Below are 15,151 nucleotides of genomic sequence, written 5' to 3' on the forward strand. Positions count from 1 at the left end.
TGTCGTTCGGATCGGTCTGCCCGGTACAGGTCACAAACAATGTGACTAGTCGGCGCATTTCTTCCGTGGAATAGTACCGAAGTACCCCGCAAGAGGGTCGCCCTGCGCTGCCACACCACCTTGAACGCTGGTGGGGGGCGCACACGAATGAGCTTGGGAGACCGCGCCCCATGATGCCCGAATCCACCGTTGCGCCCCCTTCAATCCCTTCCCTCGCAGGCGAGTGAAGCCGGCCGGTGCCGCGTGGACTGGCGATCGACGCGACGCGAGGGATGGTGGTGCCAGTCATGGGCTGCATCGACTTTTCGCAACAAATCACCCTGACAGCGGCGCAGGTTCGGTCGTCGCGAGGTGGTATTACATATGCCATGCTCGTCATGGTTGACACGCCAGCGGCCGCAGCGCGGAAACCAATCCAGGAAGAAGGGGAGTGACGCATGTTCAGATTGAAGGTCTCGTTGATCGCGCTGGCGCTGGCAGGTCTCACCGCGGCCGCGCCGGACGCGGGCGCCCAGAGCAAGCCGACCATCGGCATCGCAATGCCGACCAAATCCTCGGCACGCTGGATCGACGACGGCAACAACATGGTCAAGGTGCTGAAGGAACGCGGCTACGGGACCGACCTGCAATATGCCGACGACGACATCCCGAACCAGCTCTCCCAGGTCGAGAACATGGTGACCAAGGGCGCCAAGGTGCTGGTCATCGCGGCGATCGACGGCACCACGCTGTCCGACGTGCTGAAGCAGGCCAAGGCTCAGGGCATCACGGTGATCGCCTATGACCGCCTGATCCGGGATACGCCGAATGTGGACTACTACGCGACCTTCGACAATTTCCAGGTCGGCGTGCTGCAGGCGCAGTCGATCGAGAATGCGCTCGGGCTGAAGGACGGCAAGGGGCCCTTCAACATCGAGCTGTTCGGCGGCTCGCCCGACGACAACAACGCCTATTTCTTCTACGACGGCGCGATGTCGGTGCTGAAGCCCTATATCGACAGCGGCAAGCTTGTGGTTGCGAGCGGCCAGACGGGCATGGGCAAGGTCGCGACCTTGCGCTGGGACGGCGCCACCGCGCAGGCCCGCATGGACAATCTGCTCAGCGCCTTCTACGGCAAGAAGCGCGTCGATGCGGTGCTGTCGCCCTATGACGGCCTGTCGATCGGCATCATCTCCTCGCTGAAGGGCGTCGGCTACGGCAGCAAGGACCAGCCGATGCCGTTCGTCAGCGGCCAGGATGCCGAGGTGCCCTCGATCAAGGCGATGCTGCGCGGCGAGCAATACTCGACCATCTTCAAGGACACCCGCGATCTTGCCAAGGTCACGGCCGACATGGTCGATGCCGTGCTGAGCAAGAAGGAGGTCAGCGTCAACGACACCAAGACCTACAACAACGGGGTCAAGGTGGTTCCGTCCTATCTGCTCAAGCCGGTCGTGGTGGATAAGACCAATTGGGAGAAAGTCCTGATTGACAGCGGCTACTACAAGCGCTCGCAATTCGACTAAGCTTGAGAGGCGGGTGAGCGGTGGCTGATAGCGCCGAGGCCGGTCGACGCTGCGGGACATGATCTGATGACGGCGATGCTTGAGATGCGTGACGTCAGCAAGAGCTTTGCCGGCGTGCAGGCATTGCGCGACGTCAACTTCACCGTGGAGGCCGGACAGATCCATGCCCTGGTCGGCGAGAACGGGGCCGGCAAGTCGACCCTGATGAAGGTGCTGAGCGGGGTCTATCCCGCCGGCAGCTATGAAGGGTCGATCCTGTTCGACGGCGAGGAGCGCCGGTTCCGCGACATCAACGACTCCGAGGCACTGGGGATCATCATCATCCACCAGGAGCTGGCGCTGATCCCGCTGATGTCGATCGCCGAGAACATCTTCCTGTCGCGGGCGCCGTCGCGGTTCGGGGTGATCGACCGCGATGCGGTGTACCGGAGGACCGCGGAGCTGCTGACCCAGGTCGGCCTGCGGGAATCGCCTGATACCCTGGTCACCGATCTCGGCGTCGGCAAGCAGCAGCTTGTGGAGATCGCCAAGGCGCTGTCGAAGCAGGTGCGCCTCCTGATCCTGGACGAGCCGACCGCGAGCCTCAACGAGGCCGACAGCGCCGCGCTGCTCGACCGGTTGCTGGCGTTCCGCGCGCAAGGCATCGCCTCGATCCTGATCTCGCACAAGCTGAACGAGGTCGCCCGCGTCGCCGACCGGATCACGGTGCTGCGCGACGGCCGCACCGTCGACAGCCTCGATTGCCGGATAGAGCAGGTCGACGAGGACCGGATCATCCGCAGCATGGTCAACCGCGATCTCGCGCACCGCTTCCCCGAGCGGAAGGTTGCGATCGGCGATCCCGTGCTGACGGTGGAGAACTGGTCGGTGTATCACCCGCTGCATACCGGGAGGCAGGTGATCAAGAACGTCGATTTCAAGGTGCGCCGCGGCGAGGTGGTCGGCATCGCCGGCCTGATGGGCGCCGGCCGCACCGAGTTCGCCATGAGCCTGTTCGGCCGGGCCTGGGGCTACAACATCTCCGGCCGGATCAGCCTTGACGGACGAGAGGCGAACCTTGCCAGCGTGCCGGCGGCGATCCATGCCGGCCTCGCCTATGTCACCGAGGACCGCAAGCAGCTCGGGTTGCTCCTCGCCGACGACGTCCGCAAGAACGTGACGCTGGCGAGCCTTCGCCAGGTGTCGGATCGTGGCGTGATCGACGATGTGGTCGAGCTGAAGGCCGCCAGCGACTACCGCAACCGGATGCGGATCCGCTGCTCCGACGTCTATCAGGAGGCCGGACAGCTCTCGGGCGGCAACCAGCAGAAGGTGGTGCTGTCGAAATGGCTGATGACCGATCCGCAGGTGCTGCTGCTGGACGAGCCGACCCGCGGCATCGACGTCGGGGCAAAGTACGAGATCTATTGTATCATCAACGAGCTCGCGGAGGCCGGCAAGGGGGTCGTGGTGATCTCGTCGGAGATGCCGGAATTGCTCGGCATCTGCGACCGGATCTGTGTGATGAATGACGGCGCCTTCGTCGGGGAGTTCGCGAAGGACGACGCGACGCAGGAGAAGATCATGCGCGCCATCATGCGCAATGTCAGGATGTCCGGGAACAGCGCTCCTGCCAGTGAGGTGCGGGCGGGAGGCGGAGCACAATGACCGACAAGACGGTGTCACTTCCCGAGACCCCCAAGCATTCCGGCTTCATCAAGAACAATCTGCGCAACTACGGCATGCTGCTGTCGCTGCTCGCGATCATGCTGTTCTTCGAGATCGTGACCGACGGCACGCTGTTGCAGCCGGTCAATCTCACCAATCTCGTGCTGCAGAACAGCTACATCGTGATCATGGCGCTCGGCATGCTGCTCGTGATCGTCACCGGGCATATCGACCTGTCGGTCGGCTCGGTCGCGGGGTTCGTCGGCGCGGTCGCGGCGGTGCTGATGGTGAGCTACCATGTCGACTACCCGACCGCCTTCATCGCATGTTTGCTGGTCGGTGCCGCGATCGGCGCGGCGCAGGGCTACTGGGTGGCCTATTTCAAGATTCCGTCCTTCATCGTGACGCTGGCGGGCATGCTGGTGTTCAAGGGCCTTGCGCTCGCGGTGCTGCAGGGCCGGTCGGTCGGGCCGTTCCCGCCCACCTTCCAGAAGCTGTCGTCCGGCTTCATCCCCGAGCTGTTTCCGAGCGCCGGCACGCTCTATCCGACCTCGCTGCTGATCGGTGTCGTGCTGGCGTTCGCGCTGGTGCTGGCGAGCGCCAAGAGCCGTGCGCGCGAGCAGTCGCACGGCATCGAGGTCGAGCCCTACGCGTTCTTCATCGCCAAGAGCATCGCGCTGGCCGGCGCGGTGCTCTATTTCACCTATCTGATCGCCTCGTATCGCGGCCTGCCGAACGTGCTCGTCATCATCACGGTCCTGATCGCGCTCTACGGTTTTGTGGCGCGGCGGACGGTGATCGGCCGGCAGATCTATGCCGTCGGCGGCAACGCAAAGGCCGCGAAGCTCTCGGGCGTCAAGACCGAGCGGCTCACTTTCTTCACCTTCGTCAACATGGGCGTGCTGGCGGCGCTGGCCGGGCTGGTGTTCGCAGCCCGACTCAACACCGCGACGCCGAAGGCCGGGCTCGGCTTCGAGCTCGACGTGATCGCCGCCTGCTTCATCGGCGGCGCCTCGGCCTATGGCGGCGTCGGCCGGGTCGGCGGCGCGGTGGTCGGTGCCATGATCATGGGGGTGATGAACAACGGCATGTCGATCCTCGGTATCGGCATCGATTATCAGCAAGTGATCAAAGGCCTCGTCCTGCTCGGCGCCGTCTGCATCGATGTCTACAACCAGCGCCGGTGACGGCCACGCAGTCACAATTTCACGATACGATGCTGGCGCAACACAGGAGGACGCCGCGTGAAACTGTCTCATGCCGATGCGCTGAACATCGGAAACATCCTCTCCGAGGTCGGCCGCAGCGAGATCATGCCGCGGTTCCGCCGCGTGCGGGAGATCGAGGTCCGTACCAAGACATCGGCATTCGACGTGGTCACCGAAGCCGATGAACTTGCCGAGCAGGCGATATCGGCGGCGCTGCTCCGGGCTTTCCCGAATGCGGTCGTGATCGGCGAGGAAGCGACGTCGCGCGATCCGGCCGCGCTCGATCAGGTTGGAACCGCGGAGCTCGCCTTCATCATCGATCCGATCGACGGCACGCGGAACTTCACCTCGAGCCTGCCACTGTTCTGCACCATGGTGGCCGCCACCATGCGCGGCGAGATCGTGTTCGGCGCGATCCATGATCCCGTGAGCAACGACACGGCATTCGCGCTGCGCGGCGAGGGCGCGTGGCTCGAGATGCCGGATGGCAGGCGGCATGATCTGAAAGTGGCGCCGGCCGTGCCGGTCAAGCAGATGGACGCGGTGGTCGGTGTCAACTTCCTGCCTGAGCCGCTGCGCACGATTGTCGCCGGCAATCTTTCCAGGCTTGGCGCCAGTGCCTGGCTCCGATGCGCCGCGCACGAGTATCGCATGGCGGCCTCCGGCCATTGTCACCTGCTGTTCTACAACAAGCTGATGCCGTGGGATCATGCCGCCGGCTGGCTGTTGCATCGCGAGGCCGGCGGCTACAGCGCGCATTTCGACGGATCTCCGTACAAGCCGGTCAACCTGACGGGCGGCCTGCTCTGTGCGCCCGACGAGGCGAGCTGGCATGCTGCACGGCAGGCGATCCTGACGCCAGCCGGGTAGAGGCGGGACGTGCGTTCGTGTTGACGATATTGGTCTGATTCAACTGTCAAACAGCTTGTTCGGTGTCATCACCCGCGCATGCGGGTGATCCAGTATTCCAGAGACGCCTGTGCGTGAGCCGAGAGGCCGCGGCGTACTGGATCGCCCGGTCGAGCCGGGCGATGACAGGTGTAGGTTGAGGACGCAGCTTCGCATTCTCGCGACATGATTTGTCCGAGCTTTGCGTCTCATTTCGCCGCTCTGAGATCAGAGGGCGCAGGGAAAGCCGGGTGCCGATTGCACCCATGGGTCCGGTGCAACAAAAAGCACCGGAGGTAGGACCACAGGTGTAACCGGGAACATCCCGGCTTTCCCTGCGCGATGGTTTTACGGCTTACTTCGTGCTCTCCCCGGCGAGACTTGGCTTGTTTGTCACCGCCTTCGCAAGACGCAATTGCGCTTACAAGGGGACACCGGCCACTAGGGCGTCAGGACCACACGACTTCACCGTCCGCATCAGTCACGTTCGTCAGTTGTGACGTCAGCGTCCACCGCATCTCACCGCAACACCCGTGACGATGCGCAAGCGCCCCTCGATCGGGTGAGACGGGGAATTCATACACTGAGTTGGGTATTTTGATAAACCGAAATATTTTTGCTGAGAGGGCTTGCGCCGTCGGGCAACTCAGTGATTGGCAATTTCGGCCGAGGCGTCAAAAATTGCCTGTTGCCTGATGCGTCGCACGACAAGTGCCATGAGCGCGGCGGCGGCGATCGGCGCCAGTTGCTGGCCGTTGGCGCCCGCAGGCACCATGGCGAAAGGCGTCATGTAAAGCGCGGCGAGCGCGATGCGTTCATACGGCAGCCAGCCGTGCGCGAGCGCCTGCGCAATCAGCCACGCGCCCGGGATCGCCAGGATCACCACCTCGTAGCTGCCCAGGGATGGCACGCACAGGGCGGTCGCCGCGACCATCAGCGCGATCTCGGCGGCGCCGCCGGGCCGCTTCCGCAGCACCAGGATCAGAACTGATATCGCGACCGCGGTCGCGGCCACCTGGACGAGCCAGGCGGTGTTGCTCGATCCGCCGGCCAGCCTGATCGCGGCGTAGGGGCTCGCGAACTTCTCGAAGCCGGGCTCACCGCCGAGGCTCCAGGCGCTTGCCTCCGGCAGCACGGCAATGAATTTGATCCACGGCTCAATCCCGAAGCAGGCGGTGGCCGCAACGACAAGCACGAGCGTTGTTGCAGCAGCCGCTGCGAGCGCGCGCCAGCGCCGCGTCAGGATCAGCACGAGCGGCGCAAGCAGGGCGACCTGCGGCTTGTAGCTGAAGCACCCGAGCAGCATGCCCGCGATCACCGGATAGCGGTCCAGCGTCACGGCCGATCCGCCGAGAAGGGCTGCCGAGAACAGCGAGTTCTGTCCGAACAATGCGCACACCCACACGCCGGGAAAGGCGAGAATGGGAACGACCGACTCGCCCTTGAGCAAGGCTCTCACCGCGGCTGCATAGGCGGCGCCGGTCGCGACGATCCAGATGACGGCGGCGGTCGCAAAGGACACCAGCGCGAAGGGCAGCCAGAACAGCAGTGACGTCGGCGGATAGAAAAACGGTGCGTAGGTCTTCTGACCGAACAGGGCCGCGACCGCGGCGCGGCCCGCGTCGCCATAGGCGTCACCGGCGCGGCCCTCGAGCGCGAGCTTTGCCGCGGTCCAGAATGCCGCGAAGTCAGGGCCGACATCCATTGTCGGCGCAGCCCACGGGATGATCGCGATGCAGCCGATGAACAGCAGGAGAAAGACGCGGGTGAACGCCGTGACGCGATCGGCCGTGAGCCATTCGGCCTCGCGCAGCGCGGAGACCAGCGTGCCTGGACCGGACGTCTGGCTGTTGGTCGCGCGCAGCGTGACGGCGCCCGAACCTGCGGCATCCGACGGCGTCGCGAGGTGACGCGTAGCATCGTCAGCGAAGGCCAGCCCGTGTCCCTCGAGGTCCGACTTTTGCGACATCGGCCGCTTCATCCCAATCGCGTCATGCACGCGCAAGGTTTGGATCAAATCGTCTAAGGTTGCGTAAACCCGGTCGCTGCAATTGGCCGCGGCAGGATCGGAACCCGTCGCGCGACATTGACCTTGTCCGCGGCCTGTCACGCCGGGCATGGTAAAGGAACCGGCAACGCCGGCGGCAGCCTGCCGACGGTGCGCGGCGCTCGACGGTCATGGTTCATCGGAAATGGCGGTATTGCAGGACTTCGGCCCCGACATCTGGATCGCCGGAGGACCCAACGTCGCGGTCGCCGGGTTTCACTATCCGACCCGGATGGCCGTCATCAGGCTGTCGGACGGCGGTCTCTTCATCTGGTCACCGGTCCGGTTGACGGCGGAACTGCGGACCGAAGTGGACGCGATCGGCCCGATCAGGCACATCGTGGCCCCCAACTCGCTGCACCACCTGTTCCTCGGCGAGTGGAAGCAGGCCTATCCGGCCGCCGTGCTCCATGCCCCGCCGGGCCTGCGCAAGCGGCGGCGCGATCTCGCCTTCGATGCCGATCTCGCAGATGGACCGAGCGCCGGTTGGGCAGGGCAGATCGACCAGGTGGTGATGCGCGGCAATTTGATCACGTCAGAGGTGGTATTTTTTCATCTCGCGAGCGGGACCGTGCTGTTCACCGACCTGGTGCAACAGATCCCTGCCGACCTGGTCTCCGGCTGGCGTGCGGCGATTGCAAGGCTCGACCTGATGGTCGGGCCGGAGCCGTCGGTGCCGCGCAAGTTCCGCACAGCCTTCACCAACCGCCGCGCGGCGCGCGAGGCGCTGCAACGGATTCTGGCGTGGCCCGTCGAAAAGGTGCTGATGGCTCACGGAACTCCGGTCGAGCAGGATGCGCCGGGATTCCTGCGCCGCGCGTTCGCCTGGCTGACGGGGTGACGGATTTCACCGCCGCGATGCGCTCAGAAACAGCGGCCGGAAGATATCGAGAAATCCGGTCGCGGCCGGAGTCAGCGGGCGGTTCTTCAGCCGCAGGATGCCGATCTTGCGGACCAGCGGCGGCGAGACCAGGCGCTTGACCACGACACCGCGCGGGGCACGCGGCGGCAATGCCGATGCCGGAACGATCGAGATGCCGACATTGGCGCCGACAAAATCATAGAGCGTGCCGAACTGCTCGACGATTGTGCTGTGATTAAGCACGATGCCGTTCGCGGTCGCGACGCTGTCGATCTGCTTGCGCAGGCCTGAGCCGGTCGGCAGCGAGACGAAGGCTTCATTGCGCAACTCGCGCAGGCTCAGCGTGCTCTTGTGTCGCAGCGGATGGCGCGAAGGCAGGATCGCGAAGCAGGACTCTTCCACTGCGTCATCGCTGACCACCTCCTGGCCGAGCGCGGTGACGTTGCCGACGCCGAAATCGGCAAGGCCGCTGCGGACATCCTCATAGACCTCGCTGCCGAGGCCCTCGCGCAGGTGGATTTCGACGCCCGGATGCGCCTTCCTGTATTTCAGCACGGCCTCCGGCACCACGTGGTGGGTCAACGACAGCAGGCACGAGATGATCAGGCGTCCCTTGATCTGATCGCCGAGCGCACGGGCATTGTCGACCTGGGCGCCGAGATCGGCGAGTAGGCGCTGCGTCGATGCGGTGAATTCGCGGCCCGGTGCGGTCAGGATGACGTTGCGCGTCGAGCGCAGGAACAGCGAAACGCCGAGTTGCCGCTCGAGCTGAAGCACCAGACGGCTGACCGCCGATTGCGTCATGCCGAGGTCGGCGGCAGCCGCGGTGAAGCTGCCATACACCGCAACCGAGTTGGCGGCGCGCAGATGTTTGAGGCTGACCTCGAACTGGCGTGGGCGACGCTGGCGCATCATTCATTCCATTTTAGCATCAATAATCCGGATCGGAAAATATTTGACCTATATCGCCGCGGCGTCAACGATGAAGACAACGGCAGGGCGGTGAGCGGGAAGGGAATTCCGGATGACGGCGAGCCTGAATATGACGGCAAACGGCGCGCTCAGGGGTGTCCGCGTTCTCGATCTGACGCGGTTCTATTCAGGTCCGTTCGCCACCTTGATGCTGGCGGGCTTCGGTGCGGAAGTCATCCGCATCGACACCCCGGAGCAGGGCGACCCGACCATGACGGGGCCGCCGTTCCTAGGCAAGGACGGCGTCGCGCTCGACCGCAAGCACGACAGCGATCTCGGCCTCGCCTATCTGAAGCGCTGCCGCGACAAGAAGTCGATCACGCTGAACATGCGCTCGGCGGAGGGCATGGAGTTGTTCCACGCGCTGCTGCGCAAGTCGGACATCCTGGTCGAGAATTTGCGTCCCGGCGCGGCCGAGCGGCTCGGGATCGACTATGAGGCGAACCGACAGGTCAACCCCGCGATCGTGCACTGTGCGCTGACCGGCTACGGCTCCACCGGCGCCGATCGGCGTCTCAAGGCCTACGATTTGATGATCCAGGCGGCGTCCGGGTTGATGTCGATCACCGGTGCGCCGGACAGCGGCCCCAGCAAGGCAGGCACCGCGCTCGCGGATGGCATCACCGGCGCCTTCGCCGTCTCCGGCATCCTCGCGGCGCTGACCGAGCAGCGCATTTCGGGGCAAGGCCAGTTCGTCGACGTCGCGATGGCCGACTGCCTGCTGTCGCTGGTGCTCGACGAGCCCCTGGATTGCTACGAGCAGATGGGGATGGCGCCGCGGCAGGGCAATCGCATCATGAGGTTCTCGCCGTTCAACACCTATGCCACGCGCGATGGTGCGATCGCGCTCGGCGCCGCTACCAACGAGGACTGGCTCGCGCTGCTGCGCGTGATGGACCGGCTCGACCTCGCGCAAGACGAAAAATTCATGAACACCGGCTGGCGCGTCAGCAACAATGCGCTCGTCGACGCGATCGTCAGCGAATGGACGCTGGGCCGCACCACGGCAGAGGCGATCGAGGCACTCAATCGCGGTGACGTCGCGGCAAGCCCGATCCGCGATATCGACGACATCCTGGCCTGGGAACATCTCGATGCGCGCGACATGCTGCAGGCGGTTGAACATCCGACCGAGATGCTGGAGCAGCGTGTCATCGGCGCCGGTTTCCCGATCAAGATGGGGCGGACCCACAAGGGATACACCGCGCCGGCGCCGACGCTCGGGCAGAACAATCAGGAGATCTATGGCGGTCTGCTCGGTCTTTCCGGGGAGAGGATCGACGATCTGACGTCAAGGCGGATCATCTGAAGCAGAGAGGCCGGCACATGCATGCCGTCCCAAGCGGGGAGCGTCGAGGACAGTGATGGCGAAGACACGATGGATCACAGGTGCGGCGATCGCGTTGCTGGTCGGCAGCGCGATGCTGGCGCCGGTTCGGGCTGAGGATGTGCAGCCGGTCAGGATCGGTGTGCTCACCGACATGTCGGGGATGTATCGCGACATCATGGGGCCGGGCTCGGTGCTCGCCGCCAAAATGGCGGTCGAGGAGTTCGGCGGCAGAGTGCTGGGTCGTCCGATCGAAGTGATCTCAGGCGATCACCAGGCCAAGGCCGATGTGGGCGCGGCGATCGCCCGCAACTGGTTCGACAATGGCGGTGCCGACGTCATCGTCGATGTGGCGCAGTCGGCGGTGGCGCTCGCCGTGCAGGAACTGGCGCGGGCGCGCAACAAGATCGTCATCCATGGCGTGACCGGAAGTCCGGCGATCACCCAGCAGGCTTGCGCGCCGACCGCCTTCTCGTGGTCGCTCAATGCCTACGCGATTTCGGCGCCGCTGCCGAAGCCGCTGATCGAGCGCGGGCTCGACAGCTTCTTCTTCCTGTCCGCCGACTACTCATTCGGCAAGGCAATGGAGGACGCCGCTACCAACGCGATCAAGGCGGCCGGGGGCAAGGTGCTGGGCTCGGTGCGCTTCCCGCAGAACAATCCCGACTTCAGCTCGTTCCTGCTGCAGGCGGTGTCGTCAAAGGCCAAGGTGATCTGGCTGATCTCCGCGGCCGAGGACACCACCAATGCCCTGAAGCAGGCCAAGGAGTTCGGCATCGCCGAGGGCGGTCAGCACATCGTGGTGCCGCTGACCTACATCACCAATGTGCACGCGCTCGGAATTGCAAATGTGCAGGGGCTGACCTTCGCGACACCGTTCTACTGGGACCGCACCGACAAGACCCGCGCCTGGTCCGAGCGCTTCTTCAGGCAGCATCACGCGATGCCGACGATGGATCAGGCCGCGGTTTACTCGGGAACGCTGCACTATCTGCAGGCCGTCGCCGCGGCCAGGACGCTCGATGGTCCGAAGGTCGCCGATGAGATCAGGAAGCTGCCGGTCAACGACATGTATGTCGAGAACGGCTTTGTGCGCGCCGACGGCTGGCTGATGCATCCGTTCTACATGGCGAGCATCAAGGCCCCCGGTGAGGTCAAGAAGCCCTGGGACTATTACAACATCGAGAAGGTCATTCCGGCAGCCGAGGCGGCGCAGCCGCTGTCGGAAAGCCAGTGCCCGCTCGTCGCTCAATCACAATGACATCGACACAAAGGAGAGACCATGTCGCGCGAAATCCTCAAGATGTATTCGGACTACAAGAGCCCCTATGCCTGGCTGGCGTTCGATCCGGTGTTCGAGCTGGAGAAGAGATACGACATCAAGGTGCAATGGCGGCCGTTCCAGCTGCGGATCAAGGGCTCCGGCCAGCGCAGCGTCTATTCGGAATACAAGGTCAAGTATTCCTACATGGATGCACGGCGGTCCGCCAACGAGCGCGGCGACAAGAAGATCATCCGCGGCCCGCTGAAGATCTTTGACACCGCGCCGGCGCTGATCGGCGGGCTGTTCGCGGAGAAGCAGGGACGTCTGATCGAGTACAGCCGCCTGGTCTACGAGCTGTTCTTTCGTCGCGAGCTCGCCGTCGACGAGGTCGATGCGGTGGAGCGCTTCATCGTCTCGCTCGGCATGTCCGGTGCCGACTATCGCGCCTATCTCGAGGGCGACGGCCGTCGGGAATATGAGGAGGCGCAACAGGAGAGCCAGGGCGACCATATTTTCGGCGTGCCGATCTGCGTGTTCCGCGGCGAGCAGTTCTGGGGCAACGACCGGGTGCCGATGCTGGAGCGCCGGCTGCAGGAGGTTGGCCTTTTGCTCGCCCGCGAAAAGCAGCCGGCTTGAACGGCAGGATGGAGGCTCCGATGATCGATCTTCATTTCGCGCCGACACCGAATGGCTGGAAGATCTCGATCATGCTTGAGGAATGCGAGCTGCCGTACACCGTGGTGCCCGTCAACATCACGCGCGGCGACCAGTCCCGGCCGGAGTTTCGCGCACTCAATCCGAATGGCCGGATCCCTGTCATCGTCGACAGGGATCCGCCCGGCGGAGGAGAGCCGGTGACCATCTTCGAGTCCGGCGCGATCCTGCTCTATCTCGCGGAGAAGACTGGCTCCTTTTTTCCGCGTGACATGCGTGGCCGCACCCGCGTGCAGCAATGGCTGATGTGGCAGATGAGCGCGCTCGGACCGATGCTGGGCCAGAACGGGCACTTCTCGCTCTACGCGCCGGCCAAAATTCCCTACGCGGTCGAGCGCTACGGCAACGAGGCACGCCGCCTCTACGGCGTGCTCAACGATCGGCTCGGCGAGAGCACTTATGTTGCGGGTAACGACTATTCGGTCGCCGACATCGCCTGCTTTCCCTGGGTGATGACCCACAAGGCGCAAGGCGTCACCCTCGACGATTTCCCGCACGTCAGGCGCTGGTACGCCGAGTTGCGCGCGCGGCCGAAGCTCCAGAAGGGGCTCGCGGTCGGCCGGCGTGGCATTCGCAAGACGCTCGACGCGCAGGCGCGGAGCAATCTGTTTGGCACAAGGCCGGCGGGTGGAGATGCGCCCGGCGGAGCGCTTCAATCACAACAATTGGACCATTGAGATGACCTTGCCTTCGAAAATGCTGACCGGCTATCGCGTGCTCGATATCACCCAGTTCGTCGCGGGCCCGACCTGCACGCGTCTGCTGGCCGAGGCCGGCGCCGACGTGATCAAGATCGAGCTCGCGCCGTTTGGCGACCGATCGCGCTTCCAGGGCCTCAAGCCGCGCGATCCCGCCTACAAGAACACCTCGCAGAGCACCTACTTCTTCCAGCAGAACCATTCGAAGCGCAGCCTCGCGCTCGACTTCAAGCACGAGAAGAGCCGCGAGATCCTGACCCGGCTCGCGGCCAAGGCCGACGTTCTGGTGGAGAACTTTACGCCCGGCGTGATGGAGCGCGCCGGACTTGGCTACGAGACGCTCAAAAAGATCAATCCGCGGCTGATCATGTGCTCGATCTCCTTTGCCGGACAGAGCGGTCCGCTCAGCGACAAGCCCGGCTTCGACTATATCGCGCAGGCCTTCGCCGGCATCACCGGGGTGATCGGCGACCCCGACGGGAAACCGGCGCAGGTGCCCGTTGCGATTGGAGACGCCTCGACCGGCGTTGCCGCGGCGATGGCCGTGGGGTTTGCGCTGCTGCATCGCGAGCGTACCGGCGAAGGGCAGTTCATCGAGTCGACGCTGCTCGATACCTATTTCCATATGCATGAGGCCAATGTGCCGAAGGTCTCGCTGCGCGGCGACAGCTTTGTGCCGCAGCGGGAAGGCTCGCTACACCCGAACGGCGGCCCGGTCGGCGTGTTCGATTGCGGCCGGGACGAGTTTATTGTGATCTGCGCGCTGGCGCATCAATGGCCGCAAATGGTTAGGGCGCTGGGGCGGCCGGAGTTCGAAAAGGACCCGCGGTTCGAGTCGGCGCGCGCCCGCGCCGACAACAGGGTGCTGGTGGGGGAGATCGTGGAAGCCTGGCTCAAGACGTTTCCGTCGCGCGATGCGGCGATTGCTGCGCTGGAGAAAGAGCGGATTCCCTGCGCGCCGGTGCTGACCCTGAATGATGCCATGGCGCAGCCGCATCTGATCGAGCGCGGCACGGTCCGCCATGTCAGCGATCCGCAGATTGGCAAGTTTGCGATCCCGGGTGCGCCGATGCGTTTCTCGGAATGGCCGCAGCAAGCCGACCTGAGGGCCGACCTGCTCGGCGAGCACAATGAGGCGATCCTGGGTGAGCTCGGGCTGTCGGAGCAGGAGATCGACCAGCTCTATGCCGAGAAGGTGCTGGTGCAGGACAGGGAGTTGCGGGCCGGGAAGCGGCTCAGGAAGGCGAGCTGAGCCGCGACGTCATCAAGCCGTTAGGCCGAAGTGGGGCGATCGAAATACGCGAATGCGGCGCTCGTCAGGCTGCCGAGCAGGGACCAGAACACCAGGCTGGTCAGCGTGACCGCGACCACGAACTGATGCGACAATGACGACGGCACATTGGTCTCGACATGCTCGAGCTCGGGCGCGCCGATCAAATGCGGCAGCATGATCAGGACCACACCGGCGATCGCGGCTGGCGCCGAACGCCGGAAAACGATCAGCCCGAGGCCGGCCGAAGTCGCCAGCACCGCCGTCACCCACCAGATCTGACGCGACATCAGTGGTGCGGCGGGGACACCCGGCAGTTCAGGCGGCAGCCCAAGACCCGGCGCGATCGTGAAGACGGCAAAACCTGCGAGACCCCACATCAAGCCTTCATGCCACGAGACCGGTTCGCCGGGCGCGCCGCTGCGAACCGAAAAGAAGCCGCAGAGCAAAAGCGCAAAGCCGATCCCGGTCAGGATGTTGGCCCCCGCCGTATAGAGGGTGCGCTCCAACCCGTCCCGTGGCTCCCAGGCTTCCGCACCATGATCATGCGCTGCTTGATCGTGCACGAGGATGGCGCGCGGCTGCGCGGAGGCTTCGTGCTTGTGCTCGGCCGCCTTCTCGTAGACCTCGGCCTTGAGGATCAGGGGGACGGTGCCGAACTGCTGGACCGCCGTGACGATCAGGCCAACGATGAAACCGGCAATGACCGACGAGAAGACGATCGAGCGAAACGTGCTCATGTCAAGGCG

The 15,151-nt window shown here is 64.5% G+C and carries 13 protein-coding genes; 10 read left to right on the forward strand and 3 right to left on the reverse strand.

Going from position 1 to position 15,151, the window contains the following annotated elements; genetic code table 11:
• Positions 1–437: 437 nt before the first annotated feature.
• The 4 genes from chvE (at position 438) to V5279_RS15960 (ending at position 5,230) form a co-directional block, all read left to right on the forward strand.
• Positions 438–1,505, forward strand: coding sequence for a multiple monosaccharide ABC transporter substrate-binding protein (gene chvE / locus V5279_RS15945; RefSeq protein WP_338698864.1), 1,068 nt, complete (start codon positions 438–440; stop codon positions 1,503–1,505).
• Positions 1,506–1,571: 66 nt separating this feature from the next.
• The gene (gene mmsA, locus V5279_RS15950) at positions 1,572–3,152 is read left to right on the forward strand and encodes a multiple monosaccharide ABC transporter ATP-binding protein (protein ID WP_338698866.1); all 1,581 of its coding nucleotides are present in this window, start codon (positions 1,572–1,574) and stop codon (positions 3,150–3,152) included.
• Positions 3,149–4,339: a multiple monosaccharide ABC transporter permease gene (gene mmsB / locus V5279_RS15955; protein WP_338698869.1), complete on the forward strand. Its 1,191-nt coding sequence runs from the start codon at positions 3,149–3,151 to the stop codon at positions 4,337–4,339. Before mmsA ends, mmsB begins: the two co-directional genes overlap by 4 nt.
• Positions 4,340–4,396: 57 nt before the next feature.
• Positions 4,397–5,230, forward strand: a complete 834-nt coding sequence (locus V5279_RS15960; protein WP_338698871.1) for an inositol monophosphatase — start codon at positions 4,397–4,399, stop codon at positions 5,228–5,230.
• Positions 5,231–5,894: 664 nt separating this feature from the next.
• Here the strand turns inward: V5279_RS15960 and V5279_RS15965 are convergent.
• Entirely contained in the window at positions 5,895–7,217 is a 1,323-nt protein-coding gene (locus tag V5279_RS15965) for a glycosyltransferase family 87 protein (RefSeq protein ID WP_338698873.1), read from the reverse strand.
• A 223-nt stretch (positions 7,218–7,440) separates the two neighbouring features.
• On the opposite strand from V5279_RS15965, the gene V5279_RS15970 reads away from it, so the two are divergent.
• Positions 7,441–8,136, forward strand: coding sequence for a DUF4336 domain-containing protein (locus tag V5279_RS15970; protein ID WP_338698875.1), 696 nt, complete (start codon positions 7,441–7,443; stop codon positions 8,134–8,136).
• Positions 8,137–8,142: 6 nt separating this feature from the next.
• Here the strand turns inward: V5279_RS15970 and V5279_RS15975 are convergent, their stop codons facing one another.
• Positions 8,143–9,069: a LysR family transcriptional regulator gene (locus tag V5279_RS15975; protein WP_166293978.1), complete on the reverse strand. Its 927-nt coding sequence runs from the start codon at positions 9,067–9,069 to the stop codon at positions 8,143–8,145.
• A gap of 112 nt (positions 9,070–9,181) precedes the next feature.
• On the opposite strand from V5279_RS15975, the gene V5279_RS15980 reads away from it, so the two are divergent.
• Genes V5279_RS15980 through V5279_RS16000 form a run of 5 tightly spaced genes read left to right on the forward strand, consistent with a single transcriptional unit; the run spans position 9,182 to position 14,384 of the window.
• A complete protein-coding gene (locus tag V5279_RS15980) occupies positions 9,182–10,438 on the forward strand; it encodes a CoA transferase (RefSeq protein WP_338698878.1) in 1,257 nt (418 codons plus the stop codon).
• 55 nt (positions 10,439–10,493) lie between these two features.
• Positions 10,494–11,717: an ABC transporter substrate-binding protein gene (locus V5279_RS15985; RefSeq protein ID WP_338698880.1), complete on the forward strand. Its 1,224-nt coding sequence runs from the start codon at positions 10,494–10,496 to the stop codon at positions 11,715–11,717.
• 21 nt (positions 11,718–11,738) lie between these two features.
• Positions 11,739–12,356 carry a DsbA family protein gene (locus tag V5279_RS15990; RefSeq protein WP_338698882.1) on the forward strand — a complete coding sequence of 206 codons (618 nt, stop codon included), beginning with the start codon at positions 11,739–11,741 and terminating at the stop codon, positions 12,354–12,356.
• 20 nt (positions 12,357–12,376) lie between these two features.
• Positions 12,377–13,111, forward strand: a complete 735-nt coding sequence (locus tag V5279_RS15995) for a glutathione S-transferase N-terminal domain-containing protein (RefSeq protein WP_338698884.1) — start codon at positions 12,377–12,379, stop codon at positions 13,109–13,111.
• 1 nt (position 13,112) lies between these two features.
• Positions 13,113–14,384: a CoA transferase gene (locus tag V5279_RS16000; protein ID WP_338698886.1), complete on the forward strand. Its 1,272-nt coding sequence runs from the start codon at positions 13,113–13,115 to the stop codon at positions 14,382–14,384.
• Between the two features lie 20 nt (positions 14,385–14,404).
• Here V5279_RS16000 and V5279_RS16005 read toward each other — a convergent pair whose 3' ends face one another.
• Entirely contained in the window at positions 14,405–15,142 is a 738-nt protein-coding gene (locus tag V5279_RS16005; protein WP_338698888.1) for a CbtA family protein, read from the reverse strand.
• Between the last annotated feature and the right edge of the window lie 9 nt (positions 15,143–15,151).

It is taken from the genome of Bradyrhizobium sp. 26S5 (assembly GCF_036923295.1).
GTDB classification, from domain to species: Bacteria; Pseudomonadota; Alphaproteobacteria; order Rhizobiales; family Xanthobacteraceae; genus Bradyrhizobium; species Bradyrhizobium septentrionale.